This window comes from Aminobacter sp. NyZ550 (assembly GCF_025628925.2).
Taxonomy (GTDB): Bacteria; Pseudomonadota; Alphaproteobacteria; order Rhizobiales; family Rhizobiaceae; genus Aminobacter; species Aminobacter ciceronei.
Genome location: NZ_CP114190.1, coordinates 5,125,684 through 5,141,322, shown reverse-complemented (window position 1 = coordinate 5,141,322; position 15,639 = coordinate 5,125,684). Strand labels below are relative to the sequence as shown.

The following is a 15,639-nucleotide window of genomic DNA, read 5'->3' as shown; positions in this document are numbered from 1 at the left end:
GTCAGGCTATTCGCACCGACATCAGTCGTTTTTCCGAGCCGTCGATGACGAGCGCGGTCAACACGCCTGAGTGGAACACGCCGGTGTCGACATTGACACGGTTGGCCAGCACTTCGGGCTCCTCCTGCGGTGTGTGCCCGTGCACGACGACCTTCGGGTGCAGCCCGGGATGACGCAGGAATTCGTTGCGGATCCAGATGAGGTCCTCCGGATCCTGCCGATCCAAGGCGACATCAGGGCGAATGCCGGCGTGGCAGAAGAAGAAATCGCCGAACGACGCCGACCGGGGCAGGGCGCGCAGGAAGCGTTGGTGGCCGTCCGGCACAGCCGCCGCCAGTTCGCGATGGCCTCGCGCGAGCGAGGAGGCGTAGTCGACATGCAGATCCACGCCATATGACCGGGCGGTGTCGCGACCACCATGGCAGGCGAACAGGCCGGCCGGGTCCGGCTCGGTGAGGAAATCGAGGAAACCGACGTCGTGATTTCCTGCCAGCACGATGTTGCGCGGGTCGCGCTCAACAGCTGCCATCAGGAACCCGATCACGCCAGCGCTGTCTGGCCCACGGTCAACGAGGTCACCGAGATGGACGATGCGCCAGTCCGCCGGCTTGTCGCGCGCGATCTCGCCGGCAATGCGCTCATGCATGTCGCGCAGCAGGTCGAGATGGCCGTGAATGTCGCCGATGGCGTAGATGCGGATACCGTCCGGGCCGCGGGCGTCGAGGTAATGTATTCCAGTCACGACTTTCTGCTCGTTTCGGTGCTGTCGGTGCGCTGCCGGAGCCTGAGCCGTGAGATGCGCTGCCAGTCCCCGCTGCGCTCGGCCTCGGCCATGGCACGCTCCAGATAGGTGATGTGGTCCATCGCCGCCTTGCGCGCCGCAGCGGGATCGCCTGCGACGACCGCGCGATGGATCGCCTTGTGCTGCTCAAGCAGCACGTCGCGCGTGCCGCTGACGGTGAACACCACCAGGCGGTTGGTGAACACGCCATCCGACAGCAGCCTGTAGCACGAGCGCAATGTGTGCAGCAGAATGATGTTGTGGGCGCATTCGCCGACAGCATGATGGAACTCGACGTCGATCGCGCCTTCTTCCGCCGGGTCGGCGCGCCTATGCGCCGCCTCCATCCGCGCCACGATGCCGTCGAGCAAGGCGAGGTCCTCCGCCGTCGCCCGCTGCGCCGCATATTCGGCGGCCAGCCCCTCGATCTCGCGGCGATATTCGAGATAGTCGGCTGCTGCCTTGCGGTGGTTGACAATCAGTTCCATGACAGGCTTGGAAAACACTTCGCCGATCACGTCGGCGACATAGGTGCCGCCGCCATGACGCGTCACCATCAGCCCGCGCGCTTCGAGCGTCTTCAGCGCATCGCGCAGGATCGGCCTGGAGACGTCGAACTGCTTGGCCATCTCGCGCTCGCCCGGCAGCCTGTCGCCGGCGCGCAGCACACCTTCGAGGATCAGGCTTTCGATCTGCTGCACCACCTCGTCGGCCGTGCGCGAATGCTCGATCCTGGAAAAAATGTCGCTCAATGCTGCTGTCCGGAAGCTCTGTCCTGTCCGCAAGGATAGGAGCGCGCCCCCCGACTGGTCAAATTATTTATCCAGTCCAGCGGTTCCCAGCTTGGTGCCCTGTGAGGCACAGTATCAGCTACCCCTGAAGTTGGCGTTTGCCACTGGCGGCAAACTTACCTAGAGGCAGGAGGTCTGGCATCAAGGGAGCCTGAAGTGACAGCCGAGCCGTCATCACTGGAGTTCCTGCCGCGTTCGACCGGCAGCGTCCTGGGCTTTCCCGCCCATGAGGGGCGTCCCGGTGCGCTTGGCGAGGTCCATTCGCGGCCGCATCCACTTGTCGAAAGCCCGCGCGTGCTGGTCCAGCTGTCCTTCATGACCGAGGGCGGATCCGCTGTCGACCATGCCGTGCTGTCTGAACTGTCCCGGCGCCTCGGCATCGCCGCACCCGACCGCCAGGCGCGCCACCACGCCATGAAGTGGGGGCAGGGCACGTTGCGCTGGGAGCGCCACACCGAGTTCTCGACCTATCTGTGGGAAGGTCCGCTCGACGAAGGCGACCGCTCACACGAAGAGTCTCCCTTCGGCAACGGTTTCAGCCCGCCCGGCACGGTCATCTCGGGCATCCGGCTGGAGATCCGCAAGTGGACGCCGGCCAACGGAAAGCTGATCGCCACCTTCGATCCGACCAGCCTGTGCTACTCGCTTGTCGAAGGAGGCGCCGCCGGCATCGTCACCGATTTCCGCCAGGACGGCGACGGCATGACCCGCATCCTCATCCTCGACCGTGGCCTGACGCCGGCGCGGACCGGTGCGCTGTCGCAGCGCCTGATCGACATCGAGACCTACCGCACGCTGGCGATGCTCGGCCTGCCGATGGCGCTGTCGCTGTCCGGACGCGTCCGTCGCATCGAGGACCGGCTTGCCCAGGCAACCCGTGAAATGAAGGCGACCGAGACGCGCGACAGCCAGGCGCTGCTCGCCGACCTCACCGAACTCGCCGCCGAGCTCGAGGCGGATGCCGCTTCGAGCCTCTACCGCTTCGGCGCCAGCAAGGCCTATGACGGCATCGTCCGCGAGCGCCTCGAAGCGCTCGAGGAGGAGGTCGTCACCGGCTACGACACCTGGGCCGGTTTCCTCAAGCGCCGCGTCGCACCCGCCATGCGCACCTGCCGTTCGGTCGAGGAGCGCCAGGCCAACCTGTCGCGTAAGCTCACCCGCGCCACCACGCTGTTGCGCACCTGGGTCGATGTCGAGGTCGAGAAGCAGAATCGCGACCTGCTGGCGTCGATGAACAATCGCGCCCGCCTGCAACTGCGCCTGCAGCAGACGGTCGAGGGCCTGTCGGTCGCCGCCGTCTCCTATTATGTCGTCGGCCTCGTCGGCTACATCGCCAAGGGCGCCTCGGCCATCGACCACGCCTTTGCGCCGGAAATCGTTACGGCCGCCGCGGTGCCGCTCGCCGTGCTGCTGGTCTGGTGGGGTGTCCGCCGCGTCCGCCGCGCCCACAGCGAATCCAAGCTGCACGCGGGCGAGTAGCCGCGCCCGGCGGCAAGCGCCCAGAGCCATAGCGGAAGGTAAGGCCAGCGGCAGATTGACGCTGCGAACGCCGCGCGCCTGTGCCTCCCGGCTAACGACTTTCTTCCGATTTGCATGCATCGGCACCAACTGGTAAAAGCTTTTTACCAGTTGTCGACCGAGGTGACCGATGTCCGGCATTTTGATGCCCAAGCCCGATGCGGCAACGCTTGCCCGCCGCGCCGAGATCGTCGCCGACATGCGCATCATCGTGCCGGGCGAGGGTGTGGTCGAGACGATCAACGAGATGCGCGCCTTCGAAAGCGACGGGCTGACCGCCTATCGCCAATTGCCGCTGGTCGTGGTGCTGCCCGAGACGGTCGCCCAGGTGTCGCGCCTGCTCAAATACTGCAACGAGCGCAACATCCGCGTCGTGCCGCGCGGTTCCGGCACCTCGCTGTCGGGCGGCGCGCTGCCGCTGGAAGATGCGGTTCTGCTGGTGATGAGCCGCTTCAACCGCATCCTCGAGATCGACTATCCCAACCGCACCGTCACCGCCCAGCCCGGCGTCACCAATCTCGGCATCACCACGGCAGTGGAACTGGACGGTTTCTATTACGCGCCCGATCCTTCCTCGCAGATCGCCTGTTCCATCGGTGGCAATGTCGCCGAAAATTCCGGCGGCGTGCACTGCCTGAAATACGGGCTTACCGCCAACAATGTGCTCGGCATCGAGATGGTGCTGATGAACGGCGAGGTCGTGCGCCTCGGCGGCAAGCATCTTGACGCCGAGGGCTACGACCTGCTCGGCGTCATGACCGGTTCGGAGGGACTGCTCGGCGTCGTCACCGAGGTCACCGTCCGCATCCTCAAGAAGCCCGAGACGGCACGCGCGCTGCTGATCGGTTTTCCCTCAAGCGAAGAGGGCGGCCAATGCGTCGCCGACATCATCGGCGCCGGCATCATCCCCGGCGGCATGGAAATGATGGATGGCCCGGCAATCCGCGCCGCCGAAGATTTTGTTCATGCCGGCTATCCGCTCGAATCCGAGGCGCTTTTGATCGTCGAACTGGACGGACCCGCCGTCGAGGTCGACCACCTGATCGGCCTAGTCGAGGCGATCGCCAACCGCAACGGCGCCACCACCTGCCGCATCTCGCAGTCGGAGCAGGAGCGGCTGACCTTCTGGGCCGGTCGCAAGGCGGCATTCCCCGCTGTCGGCCGCATTTCGCCCGACTATTACTGCATGGATGGCACCATCCCGCGCAAGGAACTGCCGCGCGTGCTGGCCGGCATGCGCGAGCTGTCGGAGCACTATGGCCTCGGCGTCGCCAACGTCTTTCACGCCGGCGACGGCAATCTGCACCCGCTTATTCTCTACGATGCCAACAAGCCGGGCGAGCTCGAAAAGGCCGAGGCCTTCGGCGCCGACATCCTGCGCCTCTGCGTCAAGGTCGGCGGCGTGCTGACCGGCGAGCATGGCGTCGGCGTCGAAAAGCGCGACCTGATGCCGGAGATGTTCAACGACATCGACCTCGACCAGCAGATGCGGGTCAAATGCGCCTTCGACCCCAACCACCTGCTCAACCCGGGAAAGGTGTTCCCGCAACTGCGCCGCTGCGCCGAGCTTGGCCGCATGCATGTCCACCGGGGGCAGGTGGCCTTTCCCGACATTCCGAGGTTCTGATGCTCTTGAAGCAGGCGACCCTCGAAGGCATCAGGCGCGGCGACATCACACTCGCCTTCCGCCGCTGGCAGAAGCCCACCGTCAGGGCAGGCACCGGATTGCGCACAGCGATCGGCGTCGTCCGCATCGGCGCGGTCGAGCATGTTGACGAAGCGACCATCTCCGACGGCCACGCCCGCGCCGCCGGCTACGCCGATCGTGCTGCCCTGATCGACGACCTGCGCGCTGATGGCACCCTCTATCGCATCGCCTTTGACGGCATCGAGCCGGACAACAGACTGGCGCTGCGCAAGGCGGCCGACCTCAGCGATGCCGACTGGCACGCACTCGCTGCCCGCTTCGCCAAATGGGACAGCACTTTACCAGGCTATTTCCCCTCGATCCTCCGCCTCATCGGCCAATGCCCCGAGGTGGCAGCCGCCACTCTTGCCGAACGCCTCGGCGTCGAGAAGCTGAAATTCAAGCAGGACGTGCGCAAGCTCAAGGAACTCGGCCTGACCGAGAGCCTCGACATCGGCTACCGCCTGTCCCCGCGTGGCGCGGCAACACTCGAAAAGCTTCGGGAGCATCGGTTGTGATCGCGGTGAGGGCTTTTCCAGCATGGCTTCCTCGCCCCTCTGGGGAGAGGTGCCGAGCGCAGCGAGGCGGAGAGGGGCGATGACGCACGCGACCCGTCGCCGACTAGACGAGACAAATCGCCGTGCCCGCGCTCTCAGGCATGGCGACAACATGGCCGAGGCGTTGCTATGGGACGAGCTCATGGCCAAGCGCCCGGGCGGCCACAACTTTGTTCGCCAGATGCCGCTGGGGCCGTACTTCGCCGACTTCGCCTGTCGAACCGCAAAACTCGTCGTAGAACTCGACGGTTCGCAGCACACAGACAGCGATTACGATCGCCAGCGTGATGAGTTCATGCGAGGGCAGGGCTATTCGGTTCTGCGCTTCTCCAGCGCGGATGCGGTGAAGGCAAGGGCGAGCGTCTGCTCAACGATCCTTGCAGCCCTTGCCGGACAGTTGAATGAGGGCGTTGCGGTAGCGGATCTCAGGCTCGTCCTGGCGCGACCGGAAGCGGGAGACGTTCTATGATCGGACCCCTCTCCGCCTCGCTGCGCTCGGCACCTCTCCCCAAAGGGGCGAGGAAGCCAAGACTTGCAGCATCGCCAGTTTCGACGCCGGTTCAAGCTGTCGAGCCGATACGTGGCGCGACATTGCAGTATCTAGTTTCCTCGCCCCTCTGGGGAAAGGTGCCGAGCGCAGCGAGGCGGAGAGGGGCGACACGCACACCATGACCACCTTCACCCCCACCACACCAACCGATGTCCTTTCCGCCATCCAATGGGCCGCCGCCGAAGCGGCGCCGCTCGAAATCGTTGGCCATGGCTCCAAGCGAGCCATCGGCAGGCCGCAGCAGGCCGAGCACACTTTGGATCTCTCGAAGCTCACCGGCGTCACACTCTACGAGCCGGCCGAACTGGTGCTGTCGGCCAGGGCGGGCACGCCCCTGGCCGAGATCGAGAAGCTGCTCGCCGACAACGGCCAGCGCTTCGATTTCGAGCCCATGGACTATGGCCCGCTGCTGGGGCAGGTGCCGGGACGGGGCACCATCGGTGGCGTGCTGGCAGCCAATCTCGCCGGGCCGCGCCGGCTCAAGGCGGGGGCTGCCCGCGACCATATTCTCGGTATCCACGCCGTCTCAGGACGCGGCGAGGCCTTCAAGTCGGGTGGCCGCGTGGTCAAGAACGTCACCGGCTACGATCTGTCCAAGGCCATGGCCGGCTCCTGGGGCACGCTGGCGGTCGCGACCGACGTTACCTTCAAGGTGCTGCCTGCGGCCGAGACCGAGACCACGCTGATTGTTCGTGGCCTGCTCGACGACAACGCCGCTGCCGCCATGTCGATCGCCATGGGCTCCAGTGCCGAGGTTTCGTCTGCGGCGCACTTGCCCGAGCGCATGGCGGCACGCGTGCTTGACGGCAAGCTCGGCGGCGACCCGGCAACCTTGTTGCGGGTCGAGGGTTTCGGCCCTTCGGTTGCCTATCGCCTCGGCCGGCTCAGGCAGATGCTCGGCAATGCCGGCCCACTGGAGGAGGTCGCAGAGGATGCCTCGCGCGCACTCTGGCGTGATGTCCGCGATGTCAGGCCCTTCGTCGACGGCAGCGACAAACCTGTCTGGCGCGTCTCGATGCCGCCCGCCAACGCCCACCACATGGTGCTGGCGCTGCGCATGCAGGCGGCGTGTGATGCCTTCTATGACTGGCAGGGCGGCCTCGTCTGGCTCAGCATGGAAGGCGAGCCGGAGGCGGATCTGCTGCGCGGCCTGATCAGGCAGTTCGGCGGCGGTCATGCCACTTTGGTCCGTGCCACGCCCGCCTGGCGCGCCTCCGTGGCAGTCTTCGAGCCACAGCCGGCTGCGCTGGCGGCACTCTCAGCCCGCCTCAAGGCCGAGTTCGACCCGAAGGCGATCCTCAATCCGGGCCGCATGGTGCATTCCCCAGACTCTGCTAGTTTGGCGGCTGCCACAGAGGGAGCCATGCCATGAGCGATCCACAGCCCAACTTCACCCCGCGCCAGACCGACCGCTGGCTCGATCCGGGCCCGACCAATGTCCAGGTCATCTACATCCTCTATCTTGCCGGCCTGGTCATCGGCATCAGTGGCATCGTCGGCATCGTCCTGGCCTACATGAACCGGGGCAAGGCAGGCGGTTTTGTCGAGAGCCACTACACCTGGCTGATCCGCACCTTCTGGATCGGCCTGCTCTATGCGCTCGTATCCTTCGTGCTGATGATGGTCTTCATCGGCTTCATCCTGATGTTTGCGGTCGCCGTCTGGTTCATCGTCCGCTGCATCATGGGACTGCAGGCGCTGGGACGCGGCGAGCCGATCAAGAACCCCGAAAGCTGGCTGATCTAGCCAATTGAGAAGAGTGCGATAACGCCGTGCAGACCAATTTCACCGCAGCCCAGCTTGCCGATCCGCATGTCCAGGAATCGGAAAAGATCCTGCGAAAATGCGTGCATTGCGGCTTCTGCACGGCGACCTGCCCGACCTACGTCACCCTGGGCAACGAGTTGGACAGCCCGCGGGGAAGAATCTACCTGATCAAGGACATGCTGGAGAATGGGCGCGCGGCCGACAAGGAGATCGTCACCCATATCGACCGCTGCCTGTCCTGCCTTGCCTGCATGACCACATGCCCCTCCGGCGTGAACTACATGCATCTTGTCGACCACGCCCGCGCCCATATCGAAAAGACCTACAGGCGCCCGCTGGCCAACCGGCTGACGCGGTCACTGCTGGCGTTCGTACTGCCGCATCGCGGCCGCTTCCGCGCAGCACTCAGGCTGGCTAAGCTCGGCCGGCCCTTCGCCGGTGCCTTCGACAAAGTGGCGGCGCTGAAACCCGTGGCCGCCATGCTCCGCCTCGCGCCTGCCGCAGTGCCGGCGACGTCGGCGCTGGAAAAACCGGGTGTGCACGCGCCGAAGACGACAAGGCGCGGACGCGTCGCCATCCTCACCGGCTGCGCCCAGCCGGTGCTCGAACCCGGCATCAACGAGGCGACAGTATCGCTGCTCAACCGGCTCGGCATCGAGGTCGTGGTGCCCAGGGGCGAGGGCTGCTGCGGCGCGCTCGTCCATCACATGGGCCGCGAGCAGGCAGCGCTCGATCAGGCCAGGCAGAATGTCGATGCCTGGACCCGCGAGATCGAGAATGGCGGGCTCGACGCCATCGTCATCACCGCCTCCGGCTGCGGCACCACGATCAAGGACTACGGCTTCATGCTCCGCCTCGATCCGGCCTATGCCGACAAGGCGGCGCGGGTGTCGGCACTGGCCAAGGACGTCACCGAATATCTTGTTACCCTCGATCTTCCCGAACCGGCCCGCAAACCCGGCCTGACGGTCGCCTATCATTCGGCCTGCTCGATGCAGCACGGCCAGAAGATCACCCGCCAGCCGAAGGATTTGCTTGCCCGCGCAGGCTTCGTCGTCAAGGAACCGCGCGAAGGCCACCTGTGCTGCGGCTCGGCCGGCACCTACAACATCATGCAGCCGGAGATTTCGGCAAAGCTGCGCGAGCGCAAGGTCAGGAACATCGAGGCAACGGGGGCGGCGCTCGTCGCCACCGGCAATATCGGCTGCATCACCCAGATCGCCTCCGCCGCGAGCATGCCCGTCGTCCACACGGTGAAGCTGCTCGACTGGGCCTATGGCGGCGAAAAGCCCGCCGGGCTGCCCGAGCCGAGCCTGGCAGCGGCTGGGTGAGCACCGGGCTCGAGTGAGCAGTGGCCGGTCCGCCACGCAGGAAATCGAAGCTATTACCTCTGAGGTCATTGAAGCTGCGCGCCGCTCTGGCATTTTCCTCGTCATGCGAACGGCGCCCTGCCGGACAATTCAGAGGAAACTGGAAATGAGCGTCACCTACATCATCGGCTTCAACGTCCGCCCCGAACAGCGCAGCCGCTATCTCAGGCTGATCAATGGCGTGCTCGACTCCATGCGCCATGAGCCGATGTTCGTCAGCGCGACGCTGCATGGCGATCCAGCCGACGAAAACCGGTTCCTGCTGCACGAAACATGGGCCGATCATCAGGATGTGCTGGATGTGCAGCTCAAGCGGCCCTATCGCGAGGAATGGCACGCGGCACTGGACGAACTGCTGGCGGCGCCGCGCGACATCTCGATGTGGCAGCCAATGCGCAGCGACTACAACCAGAGTTGACCAGACCAGGCGTCGCCCGGGATTGAACTCAGCGGGTGGAACATGCGAATGCTCCGTGCGTTGCAGCAGATCGAAATCGCATTGGAAGCTTCTATGTCGACATTCACCCGCCGCCGATTGCTGGCCTTGGCCGCAACCGGCGCAGCTTCGGCCGTGCTTTCGGCCTGTTCGACCACGAGCAGCCAGCGGGCGGCATCGGTGCCGGCTTTCCCTGCCGCGCCGCCGCCGCCGACAATGCGCAACGACCCGTCATTCGCCGACCCCGAGATGATGTACGCGCCGGTCAACGACAACGGCTATGACATTCCGGGCGTGCCGTTCAGGAAGATCGATCCGCGCTACTACCGCCAGGTCGTCACCGATCCGACCGGCGAAGCGCCGGGAACGGTGGTCATCGATACGGCCGGCCATTTCCTCTATGTCGTCGCCGACAATGGCGAGGCGATCCGCTACGGCGTCGGCCTTGGCCGTGCCGGTTTCGAATGGGCTGGCCGCGGCGTCATCGAATGGAAGCAGACCTGGCCGCGCTGGTTCCCGCCGAACGAGATGATCGACCGCCAGCCCGAGCTGGAAAAGTACCGCGCCCGCCAGATCCCCGGCAAGAACGAGTGGGAAGGCGGCATGCAGCCAGGCGTGCAGAACCCGCTCGGCGCGCGCGCGCTCTACATCTTCCAGGATGGCAAGGACACGCTCTATCGCCTGCACGGCTCGCCCGAATGGGCATCGATCGGCAAGTCGGTATCGTCGGGCTGCGTCCGCCTGATCAACCAGGACGTCATCGACCTCTACGGCCGCGTGCCTGACGGTACGCCGATCGTCGTCACCAATGGGCTGCAGATGGTCGCCAATCCGGTGGCGCAGCAGCCGATCCAGCAGGACAGCTGGCGGCTATAGCGCCCGCAGGGTGGGGGGCGCCGGCCTGAGCCGGCACACACACTATTCGGCGGCCAGCGTTGCCTCGGCGCTTCCGAACGTGGCGCGATAGACGGCGCGCTGGCGGTTGAGCGCCACCATGGTGTTGCGCAGCAGGATCGCCACCGTCACCGGCCCGACGCCGCCCGGCACCGGCGTGATCCACGACGCCACTTCCTTGACACTTTCGGTGTCGACGTCGCCGACGATGCGGCTCGAACCATCGGGCAGCGTCTCGGCATTGATGCCGATGTCGATCACTGCGGCCCCGGGCTTCACCATGTCGGCCTTGATCAGCCTGGGCTTGCCGACGGCAACAAACAGCGCGTCGGCGCGGCGCGCGTGGGCCGCCAGCGAGCGTGTCATGTGATGGCACACGGTCACAGTGGCGCCTTCGCTCATCAACAGGAAGGCGATCGGCTTGCCGACGATCTCCGAGTGCCCGACGACCACCACCTCGAGGCCCTTGAGGTCGAGACCGGTGGCCTTCAGCAGTTCTACAGAGGCAGCGGCCGTGCAGGGCGCCAGGTCGAGCTGGTTGTAGACGATGTTGCCGATCGAAGCCGGGTGCATGCCCTCGACGTCCTTCAGCGGATGCACCGCTGCCTGGATCGCCTTGATCGGGATGTGCGCCGGAACCGGCCGCTGGATGATGATGCCGGTGATGCGCGGGTCGGCGTTCATGCCATGGATCGCCGCTTCCAGCTCGCCTGCTGTCAACTCCGCCGGGAACCGCCGTTCCTCGAAGTCGATGCCGGCCAGCTCCGCCTTGGCGCGCTGGTTGCGGACATAGACGTCGACAGCGGCGACGTCGCCGACGGTGATCGAAACGAGCTTGGGGCGGAAACCCTCGTCTGTCGCCTGCTGCGCGGCGGCGCGGACTTCGGCGATGATGCGGGCGGCCACGGGGCCGCCTTTGAGATAGCGGTTGTCGTCGAGCGGCGGCATATGTCTTCCTTCGCAGGTCATCATCGGCTTGAAACGGGATACTTCGGCGCGCCCGTGAAGGAAAGGGCCGGTCCGATCAATTTTTATCCATGTTAAACAATTTTTCCTGAAAATACCGCTGAATGAGATTCAGCCGCTGCCGCGCAAATGCGAAAAGGGCAGCCCGGTCTTCCGCCGAGCTGCCCTTTTGCATGGGAGCCTGGCCTTGCGACCGGCTCCGCCCCCGTAACTGGATGATTACCTGACGATAACAGTGGTGCCGACTGCGACGCGCTCGTAGAGATCCATGACGTCTTCGTTGCGCATGCGGATGCAGCCCGACGACACAGCCCCGCCGATCGTCCATGGCTGGTTGGTGCCGTGGATGCGGTAGAGCGTCGAGCCGAGATAGAGCGCGCGCGCGCCGAGCGGGTTTTCCGGGCCGCCGGTCATCATCGCCGGCAGCACGCGGCCCTTGGCGCGTTCGCGCGCGATCATCTCGGCCGGCGGCCGCCATTCCGGCCATTCGCGCTTCGACGTCACCTTGTGCGTGCCCGACCACTCGAAGCCCGGCTTGCCGGTGCCGACGCCGTAGCGCCGCGCCTGCCCGTCGGTTCCGACGAGATAGAGGAAGTTCTCCGTCGTATCGATGATGATGGTGCCGGCTTTCTCGGCACCGTCATAGGCGACAGTCTGCGGCAGGTAGATCGGGTTGATCTGCGGCTTGACGCTGCGCTTCTCCGGCGCGCGCAAGGCGGCCGTCTGCACGCCGTCGGGACGGACCTTCTGGCGCTGGGCGGCGCGGGGTGCCTCGCGCGGTGCCGCCGGCCTGACCTGGACCCGGGCGCGCTGCTGGCGCCGCTGCTGTCTGGGCATCACCTCGCCGGGATTGCGTCCGAGCTGCAGTACCCAGGGCGCCGACAGGTCGGGGCTCACCACGACAGGCGGCCGCTCGGCGTAGCGGTCATAGGCCAGTGCGGGCGAAACAAGCTCGGCCAGCATGGCGGCCGATGCCAGAAGGATCAGAGGTTTTCTCATGACGTGCTCTCAACTCGATCGTCAGCGGGGCAGGGCACGGCCCATTCCCTTTTCGGGGCCATGTTGTCCGGGCCTTCCCACCGAAACATGAATCGGGTTGCTTAAAATGCGAGATTGTCAGGAAAGCTTTCAGTGTGGTTACCGGCCGGTTCAGGAGTCTGGTAAACCACCGGTAAATCAGTGTGCGATTAGAGCGCCGCGCGTCCTCTTGGACGCGCAAAGGACGCTGTAACACTTTGGGTTGGTGCATGATTGTTTTCCGAAAATCGGCTTTCGATTTTCGGGGTCATGCACTGGACTGTTAACGAACGGAATGGACATGGACGAGAAAAAGACGGGCCTGATGGTCGGCGCGGATGGGGTGACACGCTGCTTCTGGCCGGGCACGCTGCCCGATTATCTGCACTACCATGACAATGAATGGGGCCGGCCGGTCGTCAACGACGTCAGGCTGTTCGAAAAGATCTGCCTCGAAGGGTTCCAGTCCGGCCTGTCCTGGCTGACCATCCTGCGCAAGCGCGAGAGCTTTCGCGAGGCCTTCTCCGGCTTCGACTTCGACACGGTCGCCGAGTACGGCGAAACCGACATCGAGCGGCTGCTTGGCAATCCCGGCATCGTCCGCCATCGCGGCAAGATCGTCTCGACCATCAATAATGCCAAACGGGCTCGCGAGCTGGCCGATGAGGCCGGATCGCTCGCGGCGTGGTTCTGGAAGTTCGAGCCCGGCCCGGACGAGCGGCCGAAGGTCGTCGACTATCCCACGCTGATCGCCAACCCGACGACGCCCACCTCGACGCGCATTTCCAAGGAGTTGAAGAAGCGCGGTTGGAGCTTCGTCGGCCCGACCACCGTCTATGCCTTCATGCAGGCGATGGGCATGGTCAACGATCATATCGAAGGCTGCATGTGCCGCGGCAAGATCGAAGCCGAGCGCAAGGCGTTCAAGCGGCCGGCGTAAGGGGGCACTGTTCCTTCTTCAAAAAGGGGGAAGGAACCTAACGCTCGTAACGGCCCTTGTAGCCGCTGCCGGCGATGTTCCAGACCAGCGACCGGCCGGAAACCGTCAGCACCAGACCGCCGAAACTGCGGTCGTCGGGTGTGTGGCGGCGCGAGGCCGCACTCCGGCCGGCCGGGATGACCTCGACGGTCGCGCCGCGCTTGACCCAGCAGCCCTTGCCATATTGGTCGTTGGCGCCATAGGCGAGCATGAATTCGAAGCTTCCGTTCGGCCGGAGCAGTAGTTCGGAGCCGACCTCCATGACGCCGTTGAGATAGTAATGTCCGGCGAGCCTGGGGTCGCCGGGTGAACAGGCCGCGGCCGTTGCAAGACCTGCGGCAAGCGACAGCGCGCAGAGCGCTGCGGTTGAGACGATCCGTGGCATGGCAGTGCCTTTCGGGACCGCTAAGGGTCCTATGCGGAAAACATCATGCCGGCTGCGATGGCACCGACGGCGGTAAGCGCCGGATAGAGCACGAGCCCCACTGCAAGCAGCGTATCCCCGAACGACGACGCCCGCTTCGGGGCGGCTTGTTCGCGCCGCGCCGGCAGTGGCTGCGTTGCGGTCTTGTCGAGTTCTGCTGCAATCGTGGGCATGGTGTTCGTCCTGGCATTCAATGCTGCGCCTTGTCGCTTCAAGCTGTATCGGCACGATGTCGGTCAAATTGTGGAAATGTTTCGGCTTGCCGGTGGCAAGCCAACCGCTTGCCGCTCCATCCCATTTCGGTTACGACACGCCGCGCCGTGATCGCGGCCAAAATTTCTGGAAAACAGCGGAATTCTCGCCATGGCCGACAAATCGGAAAAGATGAAAGCGCGACTGCCGCGCGGCTTCGTCGACCGCAGCGCGGACGACATCCGGATCGTCGAGAAGATGATGGCCAGGATTCGCGAAGTCTACGAGCTCTACGGCTTCGAGCCGGTCGACCAGCCGCTGATCGAATACACCGACGCGCTTGGAAAATTCCTGCCCGACCAGGACCGGCCCAACGAAGGCGTCTTTTCCTTCCAGGACGATGACGAGCAGTGGCTGTCGCTGCGCTACGACCTGACCGCACCGATGGCGCGCTTCGTCGCCGAAAACTATGAGAAGCTGCCCAAACCCTACCGCAGCTACCGCTCCGGCTGGGTGTTCCGCAACGAGAAGCCCGGCCCCGGCCGCTTCCGCCAGTTCATGCAGTTCGACGCCGACACGGTCGGCACGCCTGGTGTCGCGGCCGACGCCGAGATGACGATGATGATGGCCGACGTGATGGAAGCGCTCGGCATCAAGCGCGGCGACTATGTCATCCGCGTCAACAACCGCAAGGTGCTCGACGGCGTGCTCGAGGCCATCGGCCTCGGCGGCGACGACAACGTCAACCGCCGCCTCACCGTGCTGCGCGCCATCGACAAGCTCGACAAGTTCGGCCCCGAAGGCGTGCGCCTGCTGCTCGGCAAGGGGCGCTGGGACGGCGGTGCCGAAGGCGAGGGCGACTTCACCAAGGGTGCCGGCCTGGATGAAGCCGCGATTGCAACCGTCATCGCCTTCACCGAGGCCGGCTCTGCCGATGCGGCGACCACCGCCGAGAATTTGCGCGCCATCGTCGCCGGCAATGCCAGGGGAACCGAGGGCGTCGAGGAGCTCGCTCAGATCGGTGCTCTTGCCGCCGCAGCCGGCTATGACGACGGCCGCGTCAAGGTCGATCCGTCCGTCGTGCGCGGTCTTGAATATTACACGGGTCCGGTCTTCGAGGCCGAGCTTCTGGCCGAGATCCCCAATGACGACGGCCAGGTGGTGCGCTTCGGTTCGGTCGGCGGCGGCGGCCGCTATGACGGCCTCGTCTCGCGCTTCCGCGGCGAGCCGGTGCCGGCGACCGGCTTCTCCATCGGGGTGTCGCGGCTGATGACCGCGCTCAAGAATCTCGGCAAGCTCGACACCTCTGACGTGGTCGCCCCCGTTGTCGTGCTGGTCATGGACAAGGACACCGAAAGCCTCGGCCGCTACCAGAGAATGGTCGCCGAGCTGCGCCGCGCCGGCGTGCGCGCCGAAATGTATCTCGGCGGCGCCGGCATGAAGGCGCAGATCAAATACGCCGACCGCAGGGGCTCGGGCGTCGTGATCATCCAGGGCGGCGACGAGCGTGCGCGCGGAGAAATCCAGATCAAGGACCTGATCGAGGGTGCTCGTTTGTCGGCCGAGATCACCGACAATGCCGAATGGCGTGCTGCGCGGCCCGCACAGATCACCGTGCCGGAAGGCGATCTCGTTGCCGAGGTGAAGAAGGTCCTGGCCGCACAGGCGGAAGATCGCAGCCGTGGCTAGTGAATGCATGCAGCTGTTTGC

Annotated in this window: 17 protein-coding genes; 11 read left to right on the top strand and 6 right to left on the bottom strand. The window is 65.3% G+C overall.

The features are described 5' to 3' along the window. Position 1: 1 nt before the first annotated feature. Both N7E70_RS25560 and N7E70_RS25555 read right to left on the bottom strand, forming a co-directional pair. Positions 2–742, bottom strand: coding sequence for a metallophosphoesterase family protein (locus tag N7E70_RS25560; RefSeq protein WP_263007994.1), 741 nt, complete (start codon positions 740–742; stop codon positions 2–4). Continuing rightward, positions 739–1,533: an FCD domain-containing protein gene (locus tag N7E70_RS25555; protein ID WP_067965161.1), complete on the bottom strand. Its 795-nt coding sequence runs from the start codon at positions 1,531–1,533 to the stop codon at positions 739–741. Before N7E70_RS25555 ends, N7E70_RS25560 begins: the two co-directional genes overlap by 4 nt. Positions 1,534–1,728: 195 nt before the next feature. On the opposite strand from N7E70_RS25555, the gene N7E70_RS25550 reads away from it, so the two are divergent. The 9 genes from N7E70_RS25550 (at position 1,729) to N7E70_RS25510 (ending at position 10,333) form a co-directional block, all read left to right on the top strand. Next, the gene (locus N7E70_RS25550; protein ID WP_067965160.1) at positions 1,729–3,051 is read left to right on the top strand and encodes a DUF3422 family protein; all 1,323 of its coding nucleotides are present in this window, start codon (positions 1,729–1,731) and stop codon (positions 3,049–3,051) included. 169 nt (positions 3,052–3,220) lie between these two features. Next, complete coding sequence (locus N7E70_RS25545; protein ID WP_263007993.1) at positions 3,221–4,717, top strand: FAD-linked oxidase C-terminal domain-containing protein; 1,497 nt, start codon at positions 3,221–3,223, stop codon at positions 4,715–4,717. Continuing rightward, complete coding sequence (locus tag N7E70_RS25540) at positions 4,717–5,295, top strand: ASCH domain-containing protein (protein ID WP_263007992.1); 579 nt, start codon at positions 4,717–4,719, stop codon at positions 5,293–5,295. The genes N7E70_RS25545 and N7E70_RS25540 overlap by 1 nt, the downstream gene beginning before the upstream one ends. A gap of 79 nt (positions 5,296–5,374) precedes the next feature. Further along, a complete protein-coding gene (locus tag N7E70_RS25535; protein WP_263007991.1) occupies positions 5,375–5,803 on the top strand; it encodes an endonuclease domain-containing protein in 429 nt (142 codons plus the stop codon). A 199-nt stretch (positions 5,804–6,002) separates the two neighbouring features. Further along, the gene (gene glcE / locus N7E70_RS25530; RefSeq protein ID WP_263007990.1) at positions 6,003–7,256 is read left to right on the top strand and encodes a glycolate oxidase subunit GlcE; all 1,254 of its coding nucleotides are present in this window, start codon (positions 6,003–6,005) and stop codon (positions 7,254–7,256) included. After that, entirely contained in the window at positions 7,253–7,630 is a 378-nt protein-coding gene (locus N7E70_RS25525) for a DUF4870 family protein (RefSeq protein WP_067965150.1), read from the top strand. The genes glcE and N7E70_RS25525 overlap by 4 nt, the downstream gene beginning before the upstream one ends. 26 nt (positions 7,631–7,656) lie before the next feature. Further along, positions 7,657–8,982 carry a glycolate oxidase subunit GlcF gene (gene glcF / locus N7E70_RS25520; RefSeq protein ID WP_263007989.1) on the top strand — a complete coding sequence of 442 codons (1,326 nt, stop codon included), beginning with the start codon at positions 7,657–7,659 and terminating at the stop codon, positions 8,980–8,982. Positions 8,983–9,127: 145 nt separating this feature from the next. After that, complete coding sequence (locus tag N7E70_RS25515; protein ID WP_263007988.1) at positions 9,128–9,439, top strand: putative quinol monooxygenase; 312 nt, start codon at positions 9,128–9,130, stop codon at positions 9,437–9,439. A 93-nt stretch (positions 9,440–9,532) separates the two neighbouring features. Next, positions 9,533–10,333 carry a L,D-transpeptidase gene (locus N7E70_RS25510; protein WP_263007987.1) on the top strand — a complete coding sequence of 267 codons (801 nt, stop codon included), beginning with the start codon at positions 9,533–9,535 and terminating at the stop codon, positions 10,331–10,333. Between the two features lie 42 nt (positions 10,334–10,375). On the opposite strand, the gene N7E70_RS25505 is transcribed toward N7E70_RS25510, so the two are convergent. Next, positions 10,376–11,299, bottom strand: coding sequence for a bifunctional 5,10-methylenetetrahydrofolate dehydrogenase/5,10-methenyltetrahydrofolate cyclohydrolase (locus N7E70_RS25505; protein ID WP_263007986.1), 924 nt, complete (start codon positions 11,297–11,299; stop codon positions 10,376–10,378). A gap of 237 nt (positions 11,300–11,536) precedes the next feature. Beyond that, positions 11,537–12,316: a L,D-transpeptidase gene (locus N7E70_RS25500; protein WP_263007985.1), complete on the bottom strand. Its 780-nt coding sequence runs from the start codon at positions 12,314–12,316 to the stop codon at positions 11,537–11,539. 319 nt (positions 12,317–12,635) lie between these two features. Here N7E70_RS25500 and N7E70_RS25495 point away from each other — a divergent pair, with 319 nt between their 5' ends. Beyond that, positions 12,636–13,274: a DNA-3-methyladenine glycosylase I gene (locus N7E70_RS25495; RefSeq protein ID WP_263007984.1), complete on the top strand. Its 639-nt coding sequence runs from the start codon at positions 12,636–12,638 to the stop codon at positions 13,272–13,274. Positions 13,275–13,311: 37 nt separating this feature from the next. Here N7E70_RS25495 and N7E70_RS25490 read toward each other — a convergent pair whose 3' ends face one another. Together N7E70_RS25490 and N7E70_RS25485 are read right to left on the bottom strand one after the other, a co-directional pair. Further along, positions 13,312–13,698, bottom strand: coding sequence for a hypothetical protein (locus N7E70_RS25490; RefSeq protein WP_263007983.1), 387 nt, complete (start codon positions 13,696–13,698; stop codon positions 13,312–13,314). A 29-nt stretch (positions 13,699–13,727) separates the two neighbouring features. Further along, a complete protein-coding gene (locus tag N7E70_RS25485; protein WP_182574770.1) occupies positions 13,728–13,910 on the bottom strand; it encodes a hypothetical protein in 183 nt (60 codons plus the stop codon). Positions 13,911–14,100: 190 nt separating this feature from the next. Here N7E70_RS25485 and hisS point away from each other — a divergent pair, with 190 nt between their 5' ends. Continuing rightward, complete coding sequence (gene hisS / locus N7E70_RS25480) at positions 14,101–15,618, top strand: histidine--tRNA ligase (protein ID WP_263007982.1); 1,518 nt, start codon at positions 14,101–14,103, stop codon at positions 15,616–15,618. The last annotated feature ends 21 nt before the right edge of the window (positions 15,619–15,639 follow it).